This window comes from Pseudomonas sp. ef1 (genome assembly GCF_007293365.2).
Taxonomy (GTDB): Bacteria; Pseudomonadota; Gammaproteobacteria; order Pseudomonadales; family Pseudomonadaceae; genus Aquipseudomonas; species Aquipseudomonas siliginis.
In genome coordinates this window covers 685,871-705,614 of the sequence record NZ_CM129815.1, presented here as the reverse complement: position 1 = coordinate 705,614, position 19,744 = coordinate 685,871, and the positions used below count along the sequence as shown (strand labels likewise).

The 19,744-nt window shown below is 59.4% G+C and carries 13 protein-coding genes and 1 pseudogene; all 14 read left to right on the top strand.

All coding sequences use genetic code 11. The annotated features are described in order from the left end of the window. Nucleotides 1-7: 7 nt before the first annotated feature. Nucleotides 8-2,665: a type VI secretion system ATPase TssH gene (gene tssH / locus FEE99_RS03405; RefSeq protein WP_041476615.1), complete on the top strand. Its 2,658-nt coding sequence runs from the start codon at nt 8-10 to the stop codon at nt 2,663-2,665. A 10-nt stretch (nt 2,666-2,675) separates the two neighbouring features. Then, nucleotides 2,676-4,196 carry a sigma-54 interaction domain-containing protein gene (locus FEE99_RS03400; protein ID WP_041476616.1) on the top strand — a complete coding sequence of 507 codons (1,521 nt, stop codon included), beginning with the start codon at nt 2,676-2,678 and terminating at the stop codon, nt 4,194-4,196. A gap of 297 nt (nt 4,197-4,493) precedes the next feature. Then, the gene (locus tag FEE99_RS03395) at nt 4,494-4,634 is read left to right on the top strand and encodes a hypothetical protein (RefSeq protein WP_003229566.1); all 141 of its coding nucleotides are present in this window, start codon (nt 4,494-4,496) and stop codon (nt 4,632-4,634) included. 18 nt (nt 4,635-4,652) lie between these two features. Further along, entirely contained in the window at nt 4,653-5,849 is a 1,197-nt protein-coding gene (gene tagH, locus FEE99_RS03390; protein WP_143978903.1) for a type VI secretion system-associated FHA domain protein TagH, read from the top strand. A 5-nt stretch (nt 5,850-5,854) separates the two neighbouring features. Then, a pseudogene (tssJ, locus tag FEE99_RS03385) lies at nt 5,855-6,354 on the top strand (type VI secretion system lipoprotein TssJ). 2 nt (nt 6,355-6,356) lie between these two features. Beyond that, nucleotides 6,357-7,688, top strand: coding sequence for a type VI secretion system baseplate subunit TssK (gene tssK / locus FEE99_RS03380; protein ID WP_016772510.1), 1,332 nt, complete (start codon nt 6,357-6,359; stop codon nt 7,686-7,688). A gap of 5 nt (nt 7,689-7,693) precedes the next feature. Beyond that, nucleotides 7,694-8,569 carry a type IVB secretion system protein IcmH/DotU gene (gene icmH, locus FEE99_RS03375; RefSeq protein ID WP_041476617.1) on the top strand — a complete coding sequence of 292 codons (876 nt, stop codon included), beginning with the start codon at nt 7,694-7,696 and terminating at the stop codon, nt 8,567-8,569. Nucleotides 8,570-8,583: 14 nt separating this feature from the next. Further along, a complete protein-coding gene (gene tssM, locus FEE99_RS03370) occupies nt 8,584-12,123 on the top strand; it encodes a type VI secretion system membrane subunit TssM (protein WP_016772512.1) in 3,540 nt (1,179 codons plus the stop codon). Beyond that, nucleotides 12,123-12,851: a PP2C family protein-serine/threonine phosphatase gene (locus tag FEE99_RS03365; protein WP_041476618.1), complete on the top strand. Its 729-nt coding sequence runs from the start codon at nt 12,123-12,125 to the stop codon at nt 12,849-12,851. Before tssM ends, FEE99_RS03365 begins: the two co-directional genes overlap by 1 nt. Beyond that, entirely contained in the window at nt 12,848-13,849 is a 1,002-nt protein-coding gene (locus FEE99_RS03360; protein ID WP_041476619.1) for a serine/threonine-protein kinase, read from the top strand. The genes FEE99_RS03365 and FEE99_RS03360 overlap by 4 nt, the downstream gene beginning before the upstream one ends. 28 nt (nt 13,850-13,877) lie before the next feature. Continuing rightward, complete coding sequence (locus FEE99_RS03355; RefSeq protein ID WP_041476620.1) at nt 13,878-15,920, top strand: type VI secretion system Vgr family protein; 2,043 nt, start codon at nt 13,878-13,880, stop codon at nt 15,918-15,920. Nucleotides 15,921-15,969: 49 nt separating this feature from the next. Further along, complete coding sequence (locus FEE99_RS03350; RefSeq protein WP_256675235.1) at nt 15,970-18,840, top strand: SH3 domain-containing protein; 2,871 nt, start codon at nt 15,970-15,972, stop codon at nt 18,838-18,840. Continuing rightward, a complete protein-coding gene (locus tag FEE99_RS03345) occupies nt 18,833-19,327 on the top strand; it encodes a hypothetical protein (RefSeq protein ID WP_447121750.1) in 495 nt (164 codons plus the stop codon). The genes FEE99_RS03350 and FEE99_RS03345 overlap by 8 nt, the downstream gene beginning before the upstream one ends. Next, a complete protein-coding gene (locus tag FEE99_RS03340) occupies nt 19,264-19,689 on the top strand; it encodes a tetratricopeptide repeat protein (RefSeq protein WP_447121749.1) in 426 nt (141 codons plus the stop codon). Before FEE99_RS03345 ends, FEE99_RS03340 begins: the two co-directional genes overlap by 64 nt. Nucleotides 19,690-19,744: the final 55 nt, after the last annotated feature.

Here is a 19,744-nt window from a genome sequence, read left to right as displayed (position 1 = left end):
GTGAGCCATGATCAACGTAGACCTGCAACAACTCATCCAGGCGCTGGACGCCGAAACCCGTCGTGATCTGGAACGTTCGGCCGAGCGTTGCGTCGCCCGCGGCGGGAGCAAGATTCTGGTCGAAGACTTGCTGCTGGGCTTGCTCGAGCGTCCGAACGGCTTGCTGTCGCGCGCGTTGCAAGATGCTGACGTCGACGCCGGTGAACTGACCGCTGCATTGCAGTCGCGGGTCGAGCACAGCGCTTCGCGCAACCCGGTATTCGCTCCGGAACTGGTGCAATGGCTGCAAGACGCGCTGCTGGTGGCCAACCTCGAGCTGGGCCAGACCCAGGTCGAAGACGCCGCGCTGATCCTGGCGTTGCTGCGCAACCCGATGCGTTATGCCGGCAGCCGCTATCAACCGCTGCTCGCCAAACTGAACATCGATCGTTTGAAGGAATTTGCCCTGTCGCAACAGGAGCAGCCGGCGGCCAATGGCAAACCGGCCGCACAGGGCGAATCGCTGTTGCAGCGCTTCACCCATAACCTGACCCAACAGGCCCGCGACGGCAAACTCGACCCGGTGCTGTGCCGCGATGGCGCGATCCGGCAGATGGTCGACATCCTCGCTCGTCGGCGCAAGAACAACCCGATCGTCGTCGGTGAGGCCGGTGTCGGTAAGACCGCCATCGTCGAAGGCCTCGCCTCGCGCATCGCTGCCGGTGAAGTGCCGCAGGTACTCAAAGGCGTTGAATTGCTGTCGCTGGACATGGGCCTGTTGCAGGCCGGCGCTAGCGTCAAAGGTGAATTCGAGCGTCGTTTGAAAGGCGTGATCGACGAGGTCAAAGCCTCGCCGAAACCGATCATTCTGTTCATCGACGAAGCCCACACGCTGATCGGCGCGGGCGGCAATGCCGGCGGTTCCGACGCGGCCAACCTGCTGAAACCGGCACTGGCCCGTGGCGAGCTTCGCACCATCGCTGCCACCACCTGGGCCGAGTACAAGAAATACTTCGAGAAAGACCCGGCGCTGGCCCGTCGTTTCCAGCCTGTGCAATTGCACGAACCGACCGTCAGCGAAGCGGTGACCATTCTGCGTGGTCTGGCTCAGGTCTACGAGAAGAGCCACGGCATCTACCTGCGCGATGACGCGGTGGTGTCCGCTGCTGAATTGTCCGCGCGTTACCTGGCCGGTCGGCAACTGCCGGACAAGGCTGTAGACGTCCTCGACACCGCGTGCGCCCGCGTGCGTATCAGCCTCGCTGCGGCCCCGGAAAGTCTCGAGCGCCTGCGTGGCGAACTGGCTGAAGGCGGCCGTCAGCGTCAGGCCCTGCGCCGCGATGCCGAGGCCGGTCTGCTGATCGACCACGAAGCGCTGGAAGCACTGGAAGCGCGGCTGGACGAAGCGGAAAGCGAGATGGTTGCGCTCGAGACCCTGTGGACTGAGCAGAAAGAGCTGGCCGAGCGTCTGCTGGAACTGCGTCAGCAACTGGCCAAGGCCCGCGAGGCGGCAGCTGTTGAGCCGACCGTCAGCGTGGAAGAAGACGCCGAAGGCACCGTGATTGAAACTCTGGTCGCCGAAGTCGAAGAAGGCCAGAGCGTCGAAGCGCTGGAAGCCCAATTGCATGAAACCCACGCCGCGTTGACGGCTGCGCAAGTCAAAGAACGTCTGGTCAGCTTCGAAGTCTGCCCGCGTCTGGTTGCTGAAGTGATCAGCGCCTGGACCGGTGTGCCGCTGGCGCAACTGGCCCGCGAGCACAACGCCAAGGTTGCCAGTTTCGCCACCGACCTGCGCACGCGCATCCGTGGTCAGGAGCAAGCGGTGCACGCGCTGGATCGTTCGATGCGCGCGACCGCTGCCGGTCTGAACAAGCCTGATGCACCGGTCGGGGTGTTCCTGCTGGTCGGCCCGAGCGGCGTCGGCAAGACCGAAACCGCGCTGGCACTGGCGGACCTGCTGTACGGCGGCGACCGCTTCATCACCACCATCAACATGTCCGAGTTCCAGGAGAAGCACACCGTCTCGCGTCTGATCGGTGCGCCACCGGGCTACGTCGGTTACGGCGAGGGCGGCATGCTCACTGAAGCCGTGCGTCAGAAGCCGTATTCGGTGGTGTTGCTCGATGAAGTCGAGAAGGCTGATCCGGACGTGCTCAACCTGTTCTACCAAATCTTCGACAAAGGCGTGGCCAACGATGGCGAAGGTCGCGAGATCGACTTCCGCAACACGTTGATCCTGATGACCTCGAACCTCGGTAGCGACAAGATCAGCGAACTCTGCGAAGACGGCGCGCGGCCGACCGCCGAAGTGCTCGAAGAAACCATTCGTCCGGTGCTCAGCAAACACTTCAAACCGGCGCTGCTGGCGCGGATGAAAGTGGTGCCGTACTACCCGGTGGGCGGCCCTGTGCTGCGCGAGCTGATCGAGATCAAACTCGGCCGTCTTGGCGAGCGCCTGAACCGTCGTCAGCTGGAGTTCAGCTGGTGCCAGAACCTCGTCGATCACCTGTCCGAGCGCTGCACGCAAAGCGAAAGCGGCGCGCGCCTGATCGATCATTTGCTCGATCAGCACGTGCTGCCGCTGGTGGCTGATCGTCTGCTCGACGCGATGGCGACCGGCGAGAGCCTCAAGCGTGTGCATGCCACGCTCGACGGCAATTCCAGCGTGACCTGCGAGTTCGTCTGAGGTGGGCGTGATGTTCACTCAAGTGCCGCAGCCACTGGTCTATGCCGAAGCGTTGCTGGCGCAGTTCGCCAGTCTGTCGCGGGCGGCGGACAGTGCTGCGCTGCTGGGTGAATTCGTCCGTGGCCTGGCCGAACTGAGTGGCTGCGAACTGACGCAGCTGTATCTGCTCGACGCCACCCACACCTGTCTGGGGATGAACGCCGAGTGCCTCGACGGTGCGCTGCAACCGCGTCAGGCGGCGAGCCTGCCAGCGGATTACAACGGCGAGCAACTGCTGCAATTCGCCCTGTGCCAGAACCGCGTGGTGTGCCTCGACGACCTGACCGGCAGCCTGCACGAAACCAGTTTTCTGCCGGCGGCGAGCACGCCGTGGCAGTCGCTGTTGTGCGTGCCGCTGGTCAATCAGCACAAGTCGGTCGAGGGCTTGTTGCTGTGTGCCAGCCGTCGGCGTACTGACTTGCAGGGTTTTGCCGATTCCCTCGGCCAGCTCGGCTCGTTCGTGCTCGGCCAACTGCATCTGCTGCAACGCCTGCGTCAGCCAGCCGCCGAATCGGCCTCCGCCACACGCAGCGTGCCGAGCATCAGCGGCTACGGACTGATCGGCAAAAGCGCGGCGATGCGCCAGACCTATTCGCTGATCAGCAAGATTCTTCACAGCCCGTACACCGTGCTGTTGCGTGGCGAGACCGGCACCGGCAAGGAAGTGGTGGCGCGGGCGATCCACGATTGCGGCCCGCGTCGCTCCCAGGCGTTCATCGTGCAGAACTGCGCGGCGTTCCCGGAAAACCTGCTGGAAAGCGAACTGTTCGGCTACCGCAAAGGCGCCTTCACCGGCGCCGATCGAGATCGCGCAGGGCTGTTCGACGCGGCCAATGGCGGTACGCTGCTGCTCGATGAAATCGGCGACATGCCGTTGTCGCTGCAAGCGAAGATTCTGCGCGTGTTGCAGGAAGGCGAGATTCGTCCGCTGGGTTCCAACGACACGCACAAGATCGACGTGCGCATCATCGCCGCGACGCACCGTGATCTGGCGGCGCTGGTCAGCGAAGGCAAGTTCCGCGAGGACTTGTACTACCGCCTCGCACAATTCCCGATCGAGCTGCCGGCCCTGCGTCAGCGCGAAGGCGACATCCTCGATCTGGCCCGGCATTTCGCCGAGAAGACCTGCACGTTTTTGCAGCGTGACCCGGTGCGCTGGTCGGATTCGGCGCTGGAGCATCTGTGCGGTTACACCTTCCCCGGCAACGTTCGCGAACTCAAGGCACTGGTCGAGCGCGCGGTGTTGCTCTGCGAGGGTGGCGAGTTGCTCGCCGAGCATTTTTCCCTGCGTCTGGAGCCGATGCCCGAAGACAACAGCGGCCTGAATCTGCGCGAACGCCTGGAGCAAGTCGAGCGCACTTTGCTCCTCGATTGTCTGCGCAAGAACGACGGCAACCAGACCCTCGCGGCCCGCGAACTGGGCCTGCCACGGCGCACGCTGCTGTACCGCCTCGGGCGCCTGAATATCAATTTGGGTGACTTTGATGGTTGAGCTACAGCACTTCTTCGAACCCAACACATACCCTGTGGCGAGGGGATTTATCCCCGTTCGGCTGCGCAGCAGTCGCAGTCCGGGACATACGGTTTCACTGAGAAATCGCGCTGGCAGGTTATGGGGGCGCTGCGTACCCCAACGGGGACAAGTTCCCTCGCCACGGGAGGTCACCGTACCTCCAGGCTATGGCGCAAGGCCCCGATCTAGAGGCTTCGAGCCCACCTCAAAAACTTATTTCAGCGCCGCCCGCAAGGGTCGGCGCTTTGTGCTTTGTCTACACCTGGAGACCCTCTGATGTCTGTTCGTCACTGGCACGCTGTCCTGCTGACCCTCGTCGTTCTATGCGGCCTTGGCGGCTGTAGCGGCAATTACAAATTCAACGACAACGACTATCGCCCGTTGGGTGATCCGCAAGCGGTCAATCGCGGCAAGTGACCGCAAGGAGCATCAAACATGGAATTGGTTTTCGAAATGCTGAACACCAAGCAGTTCGTGCCCACCGAGCTGTGCCAGCGGACCTTCAAACAGGCCGGTGGCGTGATCGGGCGCGGCGAGGACTGCGACTGGATCATCCCTGACCGCAAGCGGCACCTGTCCAATCATCACGCGATTGTCAGCTACCGCGAGGGCTCGTTCTTCCTCACCGACACCAGCAGCAACGGTGTCCAGGACGGCAGCAGTGGCGCACGCCTGCACAAGGGCGAGCCGGTGCGCATCGAGCACGGCAGCACCTACATTCTCGGCGACTTCGAGATCCGCGCGCGGCTGGTTCGTGACCCGGCGACCTTCGACGGCGAAGTCGGCCGTCCGCGCGCCGCTGGCAGCATCATTCCGGATGACGCGTTTCTTGACCTCGACCCGCTCAACGCCCTCGAACAGCAAGAGCGCGTGTACTCAGAAATCGACGAACTGCTGTCGCCGACCGCCAAGCCGGAAGACTCCCGTCAGCGTGCCGACTACGCGCGCATCGATATGGAAAGCCTGATGGTCCCCGAGCTGATTGCCGCCCCGGTCGAACCTGAGCCGGCGCCTGCGCCGAAAGCCGTCGAGCGTCAGAGCGAAGGTTTCTGGGAACACTTCGGCGCGGCGCTGGGCGTCGACGTCAAAGGCCTCAGCCACGACGAACGTGAAGCGCTGGCGCTGAACGCTGCGCGCCTGCTGCGCCAGAGCATCGGCGGTTTGCAGCAGAGCCTGCGCACCCGCTCCGAGCTGAAAAACGAGCTGCGTTTGGCCCAGACCACCGTGCAAGGCACCAACAAGAACCCGCTGAAATTCGCCGTCGACCCGAGCGAAGCGCTACAGATTCTGTTGCAGCCAAGCAAGCCTGGACACCTGCCCGCCGAGCAGGCGATCTCCCGTGCATTCCGTGATTTGCAGGCGCACCAAGTGGCTCTGCTGACTGCCAGTCGCGCCGCCGTACGCGGCACGCTGGAGCACTTCTCGCCAGAGCAGCTGACCCTGCGTTTCGAGCGCGACAGCAAGCCATTGATTGCAACATCGGGTGGGCGGTGGAGAGCGTTCGGCCGCTATCACCAGGCACTGCGTCAGGACGATGACTGGAGCGAGCGTCTGCTGGCCCGCGACTTCGCCCAGGCCTACGAAGAACAGATCTGCCTGATCTCCACCCTCCACACCGACCACCAAGGATGATGCGCATGTCTCGCCGCTCGACCGCTTTTTCAAGACGCTGACTGCGCTCACCGTGCTGGTGCTGCTCGCTGGTTGCTCGTCGCTGTCGCCGTACTCGAAAGTGACCAAGATCAACCTCAAGCTGACCGGCAGCGATCAGCTCAATCCGGACCTCAACGGGCGGCCGTCGCCGATCGTCGTGCGCCTGTTCGAACTCAAGCACCCGGTGACCTTCGAGAACGCTGACTTCTTCAGCCTCTACGAACGCGCCAAGGAATCCCTCAACCCGGATCTGGTGGCCAGCGAAGAACTCGAACTGCGCCCGGGTGAAACAGTGGAACTGAAACTCAGCGTGGAGGAGGGCAGCCGTTACGTGGGCATCCTCGCCGCCTATCGCGACCTGCCGGATACCCAGTGGCGCCACACCGTGCAGATCACTCCGCTGGAACTCACCGAGGCTGATCTGACCCTCGATCAGGCCGGTATCCGCAACACCCAACAAGTGCTCGCCAAGGCGGATGACTGATCATGAACACCCATAAAGTCATTTGGCAGGAAGGCATGCTGCTGCGACCGCAGCACTTCCAGCACAACGATCGTTATTACGATCACCAGATGAAAACCCGCACGCAATTGCTCGGTGGCTACACCTGGGGTTTTCTCAATCTGGAAATCGACTTGCAGTTCCTCAACATGGGCAAACTGGTGATCAGTGAAGCCTCGGGGATTCTGCCGGACGGCAGCCTGTTCGAACTTGGTGGCAACACTGAGCCGCTGGCGCTGGACGTGCCGCCGAACACCGGCAACACGCCGATCTATCTGGCGCTGCCGCTGGTCACTGGCAACCACATCGAGGCCCGGCGCCCGGAGCAATCCGACGTGCTCGCGCGCTACACCGCGTATGACGCCGAAGTCGCCGACTCCAACGCCGGCGATGATTCCGCCAGCCAGGTCAGCTGCGGTCGTCCGGACTTCAAACTGTTGCTCGGCGAGCAGCAGAGCGATCAGGCCTACGTGAAGCTGAAAATCTGCGACGTGCTCGACACCACGCCCGACGGCGTGATCAGCCTCGACCCGGATTTCGTCCCGACCTACATTCAGGCCCACGCCTCCAGCTATCTGCTGTCGTGCCTGAAAGAAGTCATCAGCATGCTCAGCCACCGTGGCGACACGATTGCCGAGCGGATTCGCTCCAACGGCAAGGTCGGCGGCGCTGAAGTCGGCGACTTCATGATGTTGCAACTGATCAACCGCACCGAACTGCTGCTGCGCCATTACCTCGGTCTTGAGCAGGTGCACCCGGAAGAGTTGTATCGCACGCTGCTGACCATGCTCGGCGATCTGGCGACCTTCTCCGGCGAGAGCAAACGCCCGCGTCTGGACAGCCGCTATTCCCACGCGGATCAGGGCGCGAGCTTTCGCAAACTGATGGAAGCGATCCGCCAAGTGCTGTCGATGGTGCTCGAACAGCACGCCATCGAACTGATCCTGCAGGCGCGTCAGTACGGCATCATCGTCTCGCCGTTGCACGATCACAAACTGCTCGGCTCGGCCTCGTTCGTGCTGGCAGCCAGTGCCAACTGCGACTCCGAAGAACTGCGTCAGCGCTTGCCGCAGCACCTCAAGGTCGGCCCGGTGGAACGCATCCGCCAACTGGTCAACCTGCACTTGCCGGGGATCAAGGTCAAACCGTTGCCGGTGGCCCCACGGCAGATCGCGTTCCACTCGAACAAAACCTATTTCATCCTCGAACTCAGTTCCGAAGACCTGGCACAACTCGAGCGCTCCGGCGGTTTCGCGTTCCACGTGTCCGGCGAATTCGCCGAGCTTGAACTGAAATTCTGGGCCATCAGGAACTGACCGACATGATCAAGGAAACGGATTACAACCAGGACGACAAAACCGTCCTGCTCGACCGTCAGGGCCACGGACCGGCATCGAGTCCGCTGACCGACTTCGCCGCGCCGCCGCGTTTCGAGCAACTGGAAGAACGCATGATCTACGCCGCGCGCCTGCGTCCGGCCGAGGCGTTCAATATCAGCCTCAACTCGCTGGTCGCGGCCTCGTCCGAACTGCTCTCGGAAGTGGTGCGTCTCAAGCACAGCGAGACCCGCGAAGACCTGTACGCGCTGAATGAGCGGCTGACCGCCGGGCTGAAGTTGTTCGAAGTGCGCGCCCTGCACAACGGTGCGGAAAGCAGCCAGGTAATGGCCGCGCGTTACGTGCTCTGCACCGTGGTCGACGAAGCCGTCGTGACCACGCCGTGGGGCAACGAAAGCGAGTGGTCGCAGATGAGCCTGCTGAGCAGCTTCCACAACGAAACCTTCGGCGGCGAGAAGTTTTTCCAGCTGCTTGATCGGCTGTCGAAAAACCCGGTCAAGCACCTGCCGATGCTCGAACTGATGTACCTGTGCCTGTCCCTCGGTTTCGAGGGCAAGTACCGCGTACAGGCGCGCGGCATGCTTGAGCTTGAAGGCATCCGCGACGCCTTGTACCGGCAGATCCGTCAGTTGCGCGGCGACGTGCCGCGCGAGTTGTCGCCGCACTGGGAAGGTCTCAACGATCAGCGCCGCAACCTGGTGCGCATCGTGCCGGCGTGGATGGTGGTGCTCTTTACTCTGGTCTGTCTGGTGGTGATGTATTCGGGCTTCGCCTGGGTCTTGAGCGAACAACGCGACACCGTTCTGCATCCTTATCAGCCGCTTGATCCAGCCGCGGTGCAACCGCAGGCGCAGCCGTAAAACAGGGACGTGTGATGAAAAAGTTTTTCAAGAAAGTCGGCGCCTTCCTGCGCCAGACCTGGGTCTGGACTTTGCTGCTGGTGCTGTTCGTGGCGCTGCTGGTGTGGTTCGTCGGCCCGTTGTTGGCGGTCGATGATTACAAGTTCTGGGAAAGCGCGACCTCGCGCCTGCTGACCATCAGCGTGCTGTTCCTGATCTGGGGCCTGACCATGGTCTTCGTCAGCTGGCGCGCCGGTATCCGCAAGAAAGCCGAGGAGGAAAGCGAGGACGGTCAGGACCGTATCCGCCGCGAAGAGCTGATCGACGAAGAACAGAAAGAGTTGAAGGCGCGTTTCAAGGACGCGCTGAAAACCCTGAAGACGTCGAGCCTGTATCGCGGTCGCAGCGAGCGCTGGCGCAGTGACTTGCCGTGGTACCTGCTGATCGGTCCGCAGGCGTCGGGTAAGACCAGCCTGCTGGACTTTTCCGGTCTGGAATTTCCGATCAACAAGATCGACCGCAAGCTGACCCGCGACACCCTCGGCACCCGCCATTGCGACTGGTATTTCGCCGATCACGGTGTCCTGATCGACACCGCCGGGCGCTACACCACTCAACCGGACGCCGAAGTCGACGGCAACGCCTGGACAACCCTGCTGGAGCTGCTGCGCAAGCGTCGTCGCGGACGTCCGTTGAACGGCGTGCTGGTGACCATTCCGGTGGAAACCCTCACCGGCGGCAGCGAGCAGGACATCGAGACACTCGCGCGGCAGGTGCGCAGCCGTTTGCAGGACGTGCATCAGAAGCTGCACGTCGACGTGCCGGTGTATCTGGTCCTGAGCAAGGCGGACAAGCTGCTCGGCTTCGACGAGTTCTTCGATCAACTGACTCGCGAAGAAAGCGATCAGGTGCTCGGCACCAGTTTCCGCAAGGATCAGGTCGGCACCGACGTCACGGTCCTGCGCAACGAGTTCGAAGAGCTGCTGCGCCGCCTGAACAGCCAAGTGATCATGCGCATGCACTCCGAACGCGACACTCAGCGCCGTGGCCGCATCCTCGACTTCCCGCATCAGCTCGGGCAGATCGGCGAGCGTCTGTGCCTGTTCGTCGACATGGCGTTCACCGGCAACCGCTATCAGCGCGCCACGCAACTGCGCGGTTTCTACCTGACCAGCGCGCCGCACCTGACCCAGGAAATGGATTCGACCACCGCCGGCATCGGCGCCAGCCTGGGCATGAACGCCGGCGTGCTGCCGACTCTGCGCAGCGGTCGTTCGCGATTCATCCACCACTTGCTCAGCCAGGTGATTTTTCCCGAGGCCGATCTGGCCGGTCTGGACAAGCGCGAGCGCAGCCGCATTCATTGGGGCCAGCGTGCGCTGTACGTCGGCGCTCTGGCGGCACTGGCACTGTTCGGCATGCTCTGGGCCGGTGGTTTCTCGGCCAACTACGAGCGTCTGGAAAACCTGCGCACGCTGGCGCAGAACTGGACCCAGCAACGCTCGGCCGTCACGCCGCGCGATGACGCCATGGGCGTGCTGAAAGTTCTCGACACCAGCTACGCCGCGACCCAGGTGTTCCCGAGCAAGGGCGACGTCTCGTACCACGAGCGTGGCGGCCTGTATCAGGGCGAAGAGATCAACCCGGTGGTGAAAACCGCCTACGAGCGTGAGCTGGAAGCGCAGTTGCTGCCACGGGTGGCGACCATGCTCGAAGGGCAGATCCGAGCCAACATGAAGGACCGCGATCGCCTCCTCAACAGTCTGCGTGCGTACCTGATGCTGAACATGAAAGATCGTCGCGACGCGGCGTGGCTCAAGGACTGGGTCGCCACTGACTGGTCGCAGCGCTACACCGGTAACACCGCGGTGCAGAATGGACTGAACACGCACCTCGAGCGTTTGCTCAAGCAGCCGTTCATCTACCCGCTGAACGATCAGTTGGTGACGCAGGCGCGTCAGGTCCTGCGCAGCGAATCTCTGGCCAACGTTGTGTATCGCATGCTCCGCGAGCAGGCGCGCAACCTGCCGGACTACCGCTTCAGCCAGCACCTCGGCCCGCAAGGTTCGTTGTTCATCGGCACGGAATACGTGATCCCGGGTTTCTACACCCAGCAGGGTTATCAGCAGTATTTCTCGGTGCAGGGCGCCGCGCTGGTCACCGACATCCTGCGTGACAACTGGGTGCTGGGCGAAGGCGCGGGCATCAGCGACATGGATTTGCGTCGCCTGATGGTCGAGCTTGAGCAGCTGTACTTCCGCGACTACGCCAACTACTGGAGCGAAGCCGTTGGCCAGGTCGCACTGCCACCGATCAGCGACGCTGGCGAAGGCGCCGAGCAACTGGCGGGCCTGACTTCGGCCAACTCGCCGGTCCTCGCGCTGCTCACCGAAGTGCGTGAAAACACCCGCTTCGAAGCCGCGGCTGATCCGGTCGATGAAGCCGGCGAAGCTGCCGATGCGCTGGCCGGACAGAAAGGCAAACTGGGCAAGGTCGGCAAACTCGCCGCCGCTGCCGCCGACAAGGCTTCGGCGCTGAACGTGGCGAAGAACCTGCCGGACACCGCGAAGAAATCCCTGCAACGCCGCTTCGAACCGCTGCATCGTCTGCTCGACGACAACAACGGCCCGGGCGCCGACCTGACGCCAGCGTTCAGCGCACTCAACGACCTGCAACTGCAACTGGCCGGTCTGGCCCGTTCCAGCACGCCGGAGCAAGCCGCGTTCGAGATGGCCAAGACGCGCATGAGCGGCCAGCGTGATGCGCTGACCAACCTGCGCAATGCCTCCGGTCGTCTGCCGCGTCCGCTGAGCGTGTGGTTCAACGTGCTGGCCGAGGACTCGTGGCGTCTGGTGCTCAACGATGCCTATCAATACCTGAACGGCCGTTATCAGAACGAGCTGTACAGCGTGTATGGCAAAACCATCAGCAAGCGTTATCCGTTCAGCGCCAGCAGCACCAGCGACGTGGCGATCAGCGACTTCCGCGAGTTCTTCCGTGCTCAAGGTACCGTCGACCGCTTCTTCGACAGCTACATGCGTCCATTCGTCAGCGGCGATCCGGGCAACTACCGCATGCGCAGCGTCGACGGTCACAGCCTGCCGGTATCGAAGGTCTACCTCGATCAGATGGCGGCGGCGCAGACCATTCGCCAGAGTTTCTTCTCGATCAACCCGGCCGAGCCGACGGTGCAGTTCAAGCTTGAGCCCTACACCCTCGATCCGGCGGTCAGCCGCTCCGAATTCAAGTTCGGCGACAAGACCATGGAATACCGTCACGGCCCGATCCTGCCGATGACCTTCAAGTGGCCGACCGATGCTGAAGACGGTCGCACCAGTCTGGTCATGGACAAGATGGCCGGACGCCCGATCGGGATCGAGAAGAACTCCGGCCCATGGTCGCTGTTCCGTCTGTTCGACCTGATGCAGACCGAGTATCTGAACGGTCGCGACGTGCTGGTACTGAAAGCCGACGTGGGCGGCCTGCGCGCCAACTACCTGCTGACCAGCCAGCGCACGCCAAACCCGTTCGACATGGGCGTGCTGCGCACCTTCCGTATGCCGGTGCAGCTCTGATGCTGGTGGCCAGTCCCTGGCGCAGCGCGGCGCGTACCGACCCGGGCAAGGTGCGGGCGCGCAACGAAGATGCCTTCCTCGATTCCCCGCAGCATGGGCTGTGGGTGGTCGCGGACGGCATGGGCGGTCATCAGGGTGGCGACATCGCCAGCCAGTTGATCGTCGCCAGCCTGGCTGAGTTGCCGCAACATGAGGATTTCGACGAACGCCTCAAAGCCATCCGCCAGTGCCTGCACTGGCTGAACCGGCGCTTGGGGCAGGAGTTGACCGTCACCGCCGGACGCCACGACAGCATCATGGGCAGCACCGTCGTCGCGCTGCTGGTGGAAGGCAATCGCGCGGCCTGCATCTGGGCCGGCGACAGCCGTTGCTATATGTGGCGCGGGCAGCGGCTGTATCAGCTGTCCAAGGACCATTCGCTGCAACAGCAACTGATCGACGAGCAGCAAATGAGCGTCGAACAGGCGGCAGCGCACCCGGCGGCTCAGGCACTCACCCGAGCCGTCGGCGCCGCCGACACACTGACCCTGGATGTGCTTGAACTCGAGGTCTATCCGGGCGATGTGTTTTTGCTCTGCAGCGATGGTTTGTATCAGGGCCTGAGCAGCGATGCCCTCGGCAACGCCCTCAGCCTCAGCGCGCCGCACGTGGCGCTGGAACGTTTGTTCGACGGCGCCCTGCGTGGCGCTGCGCGCGACAACCTGACTGCCGTGGTGATCCGCCAATGAGTGAACTCGAATCGCCCATCGATGACTTGCTGATCAGCGACGAGCAGGCCAACAACCTGACCTACTTCGCCTTCGCCAAGGGCAACAAGGCCGAACCGTTGCTGGCGCCTACCAAGGCCAGCATCGGTGCGCTGCCGGATGTACTCGCCGGTCGCTACCACCTCGAGCGTCTGCTCGGGGCCGGTGGCATGGGCGCCGTTTACCGGGCGCGGGATCTGCTGCACGAGCAGTTCGGCGATCCCGACCCCTACATTGCGCTGAAAATCCTCAGCGAAGAATTTGCCGAATCGCCGGACGCCAGTGCCTTGCTCTACAGCGAGTTCGCCCTGACCCGACGCCTGCGCCACGACAACGTCGTGCGTGCGCACACCTTTGAAGTCGACACCGATTGCCAGCGGGCCTTCATCACCATGGAATACATGCGTGGCCTGACCCTGGACAAATTGCTTTGCGAGCGGCCCCTCGGCCTGCCGTGGCATGAACTGCGCGACATCGTCCTGCCGCTGCTCGACACGCTGGCCTACGCCCACAGTCGTGGCGTGCTGCACGGTGATCTGAAACCGAGCAACGTCATGCTCAGCGAAGACGGCCTGCGCCTGTTCGACTTTGGTCTGGGGCAGGCAGAAGAGGGCACCTTGCCCGGCCTGCCGCACCTGAGCCGCGAGCGCTTCAACGCCTGGACCCCGGGCTACGCCGCCCCCGAACTGCTTGAGGGCCAACCGTTGTCGGCCAGCGCGGACGTGTACGGCGTGGCCTGCGTGATCTATGAACTGGCGGGCGGCAAACACCCGTTCCGCCGCTTGCCCTCGACCCAGGCCCGCGATGAGCATCTGGAGCGCGAGCTGCGCGCCCCAGCGAATCTACCCCAGCACGGCTGGCAAGCGCTGCGAACCGCGCTGAGCTTCAACCCGGCAGAACGCACCATCACTGCCCAACAATTGCGTGACGCCTTGGGCGCCACTTCGTCCTGGCTGCAACGTCTGCGACTTCGGGCGTAACGGATGACATTCGAACAGGGAGCACACGATGTTCAACTCAGCTAACGAAACCCACTTCAGCCTCAAGGTCGAAGACTACGTCGGCGACCTGCAAGTGCTGTCGTTCACCGGCACCGAAGGTATCAGCCAGGCGTATCGCTTCGACCTTGAACTGGTCAGCGAAAACCCTGATCTGGATCTGGAGCAACTGCTGCACAAGCAGGCGTTTCTCGCGTTCGATCCGCAGGGCTCGGGCATTCACGGGCAGATCTACCGCGTCGCCCAGGGCGATGCCGGCAAGCGCCTGACCCGCTACAAAGTTTCGATCGTGCCGCAACTGCAATACCTGCATCACCGCACCAACCAGCGCATCTACCAGCAGATGTCGGCGCCGAAAATCATCGCGCTGATCCTCGAAGAGCACGGTATCAAGAGCAACGCCTACAGCTTTCAGCTCAGCCAGCCGTGCCCGGATCGCGACTACTGCGTGCAGTACGACGAAACCGACCTGCACTTCGTCCAGCGCCTGTGCGAGGAGGAGGGGATTCACTATCACTTCCAGCACAGCGACAAAGGCCATCTGCTGGTGTTCGGCGACGACCAGACCGTGTTCCGCAAACTCGGTCAGCCTACCGCGTATGTGCAGGGCAGCGGCATGGTCGCCGAAGAACCGGTGATCAAAGGCTTCAAGCTGCGCCTGGAAACCCGCACCAGCCGCATCACACGGCGCGACTACGACTTCGAAAAACCGCGCCTGCAAATGGAAGCCGCCTACAAACCCGAAGGCGAGAGCACTGAGCCGGATCTCGAAGACTACGACTACCCGGGCCGCTTCATCGACCGCGCCCGTGGCAAGTTCCTCAGCCAACGCGCCCTCGAACGCCATCGCGCCGACTACCGCCAGGCCGAAGGTCGCGGCGACCAGACCAAACTGGTCAGCGGCCACTTCATGGCGATGTCCGACCACCCGCGCAGCGAGTGGAACGACCTGTGGCTGCTCACCGAAATCCTCCACGAAGGCAAACAGCCGCAAGTCCTCGAAGAAGGCGTGACCAGCGACACTACCGACAATAAAAACGACTTCCACCAAGGCTACCGCAACACCTTCCTCGCCACCCCGTGGGACGTGTTCTACCGCCCGGCCCTCGAACACCCGAAACCGCGCGTCCTCGGCAGCCAGACCGCCATGGTCACCGGCCCCAAAGGCGAGGAAATCCACTGCGACCAATACGGCCGCATCAAAGTGCAATTCCACTGGGACCGCGAAGGCCAGGCCGACGACAAAACCAGCTGCTGGCTCCGTGTCTCCAGCTCCTGGGCCGGCGACCGCTACGGCGCCATCAGCATCCCGCGCATCGGCATGGAAGTCCTCGTCACCTTCCTCGAAGGCGACCCCGACCAACCGCTGGTGACCGGTTGCCTGTACCACAAGGAAAACCCGGTGCCGTACGCACTGCCGGCGAACAAGACTCGCAGCGTGTTCAAAACCCTTAGCTCGCCGGGTGGTGGTGGGTACAACGAACTGCGTATTGAAGACAAGAAAGGTGCGGAGCAGATCTACATTCATGCCCAGCGTGATTGGGATGAGAACGTTGAGCATGATCAGAAGATTCGGGTCGGTAATGAACGTCATGACACCGTGGTGAAGAACACCTACACCGAGCTGAAGGCCGAGGAACACCGCACCACGATTGCCGATCGCAAGGTTGAAGCGAAGCTGGATGATCACCTGACGATTGGGCAGAACCAGCATGTGAAGCTCGGGACTGCGCAGCTGACCAGCGTGGGGAAAGAGATTCACCTTAAGGCTGGGGACAAGATTGTTATCGAGGCGGGGACGGAGCTGACCATTCTTGGGGGTGGGAGCTTTATCAAGCTCGATGGCGGTGGGGTGACGGTGGTTGGGCCGGTGATCAAGATCAATGCGGGTGGTTCTGCGGGATCGGGTACTGGCATCGGGATTAAACCGCCGGTGCTGCCGGGGGCGGCGGATAAGGATAAGGCGGGGAGTTTGATGGATCAGGCGTTGGGGAATGCGGTGCCTCAGAAAGCTGACCTTCGACCAATGCGAATGATCAGGTTCTCTGGTTGACCGCCAACGGATCAAAAAGGATTAGGTAAAAGTACAAATGACAGAGCCAGTGAAAGTTAAAAAGTGGTCTTACCCAATAAAGATAGGTGGTGCAGGTGGCACAGATCCACAGCAGTATTACGCGGCATTAGCGAAGGCGCAGGATGGTTATTACCCACTTGGCAGCAATGGCTTGTGGCATGGCGGCGTGCATTTTGATGAGGCTTCTGGATTAGTCTCGGCACAGAGCGAGGTTCGTTGCATCGCTGATGGGCAAGTAGTTGCCTATCGGATCGATGACACTTATCCAGCCACGGTATATACCGACCGTACCGCCTTTGCTTCGACAGGCTTTGTGCTGATTAAGCATGTCTTGGAGGTGCCGTCCCCTCCAGCACCACCTGCCGGAGCAGGTGGACCTCCGCCACCTGCTCCAGCTGCGGGACCGATATTGACGTTTTATAGCCTGTATATGCATCTGTTGGACATGGATGGCTACAGGACGAAAACGCCTATGTTGGAGCGGCCGTCCTATTGGGTTAATGGAGGCTACCAAGTAAAAGCGGATGTGAAGGATCCCGTCGAGGGCCTGAATGTGCGCGCAGGGCTTCCAGGAACCACGGATTACACCAATATTCTGACTACATTGCCGCGTGGCACAACCGTCACCACGGGAGGCGCGAGTACAGATGGAAAATGGCTAAAAGTTGTAAGTGTGTCGCCGGAAGCTGACCAATCCGTAGCTGTAGGCGGCTGGGTGTTCAAAACCCAAATGAACAGTAAAGGCCCAGATCAGTACCTGATTGGCGAGCTAGCAAAAAATATACCTGCTAATCAGGCCAAGGGGTTGAGAGTTCGTAGAACGGGGTCGACCACCGGCGAGGTTATGTCGATTCTGCCTGCTGGCACTCAAATTGAGATTAGCCAAGAAGGCGCAGTTGGTAACTATCGAAAACTAGTAAAAGTTGTGAGTGGTAATCCAATTCCTGCACTTGCTGCTGATGAGGCTGGCAATATTGGAGGTTATGTATGGTTTCCCTCTCTTGAAACTAAGACTGAACCCAAGGATATGGGGAAGGTCGTTTTGCTCGATGAACCTGTGACCATTAAGGCCGGCGCGTTGGTTGGTTTTGCAGGTCATTATCAAGAACATGATGAAGGAGCACCTCGCAACCTAGTTCATGTGGAAGTATTCACGTGCGATGACATTGAGAAATTTGTTTCTCTTAGCCAAGGTGCAGCTGCTGCCTTACCAGACGATCAAAAAAATCTGTTAAAGATTCACAAAGATACGAAGCTAATTACTCATCGCCCAGATATAAGTGCGACCAATCCACCACAAGCCAACGATGCCGGTGTGGTGATTGGATATGATCTGGTTGTTCCCTACAGTGTTTTAGAGTCGTTGCCGGATTCAAAAAAAATTAAACAAACTGTTACTACTCCCGGTTCAGGTGCTATTCCTTCTGCTTCTAACATTACTCGATGGTGGCATCTCGAAGGATTGCTTGGAGATGCGCAAGGTAAACCTATAAGCGGGTGGGTAGGCGAAAAAGATTTGATTACCACCCGCCATAACCCATGGGAATGGATTGGGTTCAAGTTTATTGAAGAGACCGAGAGTAATGCTGAGCATCTATCTTCATATCTTCATGATCGCGATATGCTCACTGATGAAGAGAAGACTGTTTTCGTTCCTCTCGCCAGTAAGTCGACTAAAGGGCCGGTAAAGGAAGGGCTATACGATATAATTGATACTGATAAGAACGATAAACTGACTACGAAAGAAATTCAAGCAGCACTCGCTAATCCTTGGTTCGCGCAGTCAATATCGCAGCTTATTACAAAGTGTGAAAGTGAATGGTTTTATGATTCGGAAAAATGGGATGCACTGGATGAGTTAATGGGGCATAGAGCTGATAATCCTAACGTGAATTGGGTTCAGCAGAAAAAACGAATTAAAGAACTATCTTGGTGGAAGGAAGTTGCCTCGCAGGAGGGGCTGAGCCCAGATGGTAAGGTCTGGCACATGCATACGGTTGGATTAATAGGGAACTTCGATCAAAAGAAAAAATGCACATGTAATGCTGTCGTAAAGGTCACGAAGTGGCATTCTAATTTCGGTCCCGTAGTATGGGGTGAAGGAAAGCTAGGGGACGCTCCGCAATGGGCAGCTATCGAAGCGGCTGGGAAGGTTACCGCATTCGAGAAAAAAGTAATTACAGCGATGTGCGAGAATGAAGGGAAAATAAATGCGGTGCAGGCATATGATAGCGAGCTTATAACTGCAGGGGCAATGCAGAAAACAGTCAATCCATTGGGCGAGGGAGAACTTCCAGTTCAAGTTAAAAAATTCAAAGAATTGTATCCTGACGAGTTTTTTGAGTTGTTTGAGAGTCAAGGTTGGTTTCTCGATCTAAGTGGTGAAAAGCCGAGCATGTATTACCAGCATCCGGATTTTTTGGATGGGGAAAAAATTGCGGGTGATGATCTTAAAAAGAAATTGAGGTTAGGTTGCTCGCTAGCAACATACGGGAAGGTTATCGAGTGTAAGCCTGTATCAGTGATGTCCTGCGCAGTCGGCAGCCCTTTATATGTCGAGCTTCAGATTACAGACTTTATAGACCGATTGAGAGATGTTTTGTTGAAAGTGCCAAATGCGTATAGTTTTTCAATTGGTAAGGTTTTTCGTTCTGCGCTGGGACAGGCAACGGCTTTGGATGAAAATGTGAATAGACCAGGTAAGGTTGCAGCTAATGTTAAAAAAGCTTTGGATGAATTCTTTTTGCAGAATCCGAACGTCAGCAAAGACATAGCTACTTGGGGAAGTAATCACTCAGTATATGAACGGAAGATTGTGGATATCTACGGGCCGGGTCGCCCTGAAATGACGGATCCGGGACCAAGATTTACTAAATTAAAGGCTGCGCTCAATGTTTAATGTATTTTTTTTATTTGTTCTTTCCAGTTTTGCGTCATTGCAGATGGCTCAAGCAGATCCAAAGGCCATGGAAGTTAAAGGAGTAAAAGGCACTTCCTTGAGTGCTCAAAGCTTCGATAAAAAATACGGTGGATGGCGTGACGTAGAATATAGATCCGCCGCAGTATCGTTCAAAATTTATGCCGTTCCAATTGGGATGGAGCTTTCGGAGGATGGGGTCGTAGCGAACCCTGATGCAGATTCTATTTCTCCTGATAATAGATATTTGATCATTCAACGGACTAATGCTGGGGAGGTGGTGGATGACGAGGGAACTACTATTATTTCTTCACAGGCATATTGTGATGTAATTTCGATGGAGACGGGCTGTATTAAGAACATAGGATCAGCGCAACAGTGTGAAGGGACATGGCAGGATGATAAGTGGAAGACTTCGAGGGGGAGTTTTTTGATTTTTCTAAAGGAAGTAAGTCTCCAAGGCTTTTAATCTCTGATGCTTCGCGGGATACTGAAAGTCAATCGCGTGCTAGTTCTCTGAGGGATCATATTTTCATGGGCGTCCCCTCGTATATGGCATGTTATCCCCCGGAAAATAATATATCTGAATATAACGACATGGGGTTTTATTTTGCTCAGGGAGGTGAGCATCTTTTGGCAATGCAAATCTATAAACGTTTATTACTTGTAGCACCGGATAGGGTGCCGTTAAAGCTCAACGTTGCTGACTCCTTGTGGGCGCTTGGTAAGGGTGACGAGGCAAAAAAGTACTATGCTGAATACCTTGGTGCGATGAAGAAGAAAAGTATGGAAAGTAAAATTCCTAGCAGAGTTAAGGAAAGATTGAATTAGTGAAGTTGCGAAAGTAGGCAGGGAAATCGATAATTTAATCAAGGGGGGCGATCTA

Excerpts from the sequence above, each read along its gene's own strand:
- tssH (WP_041476615.1), top strand. The coding sequence starts at position 8 with ATGATCAACGTAGACCTGCAACAACTCATCCAGGCGCTGGACGCCGAA.
- FEE99_RS03400 (WP_041476616.1), top strand. The coding sequence starts at position 2,676 with ATGTTCACTCAAGTGCCGCAGCCACTGGTCTATGCCGAAGCGTTGCTG.
- FEE99_RS03395 (WP_003229566.1), top strand. The coding sequence starts at position 4,494 with ATGTCTGTTCGTCACTGGCACGCTGTCCTGCTGACCCTCGTCGTTCTA.
- tagH (WP_143978903.1), top strand. The coding sequence starts at position 4,653 with ATGGAATTGGTTTTCGAAATGCTGAACACCAAGCAGTTCGTGCCCACC.
- tssK (WP_016772510.1), top strand. The coding sequence starts at position 6,357 with ATGAACACCCATAAAGTCATTTGGCAGGAAGGCATGCTGCTGCGACCG.
- icmH (WP_041476617.1), top strand. The coding sequence starts at position 7,694 with ATGATCAAGGAAACGGATTACAACCAGGACGACAAAACCGTCCTGCTC.
- tssM (WP_016772512.1), top strand. The coding sequence starts at position 8,584 with ATGAAAAAGTTTTTCAAGAAAGTCGGCGCCTTCCTGCGCCAGACCTGG.
- FEE99_RS03365 (WP_041476618.1), top strand. The coding sequence starts at position 12,123 with ATGCTGGTGGCCAGTCCCTGGCGCAGCGCGGCGCGTACCGACCCGGGC.
- FEE99_RS03360 (WP_041476619.1), top strand. The coding sequence starts at position 12,848 with ATGAGTGAACTCGAATCGCCCATCGATGACTTGCTGATCAGCGACGAG.
- FEE99_RS03355 (WP_041476620.1), top strand. The coding sequence starts at position 13,878 with ATGTTCAACTCAGCTAACGAAACCCACTTCAGCCTCAAGGTCGAAGAC.
- FEE99_RS03345 (WP_447121750.1), top strand. The coding sequence starts at position 18,833 with ATGTTTAATGTATTTTTTTTATTTGTTCTTTCCAGTTTTGCGTCATTG.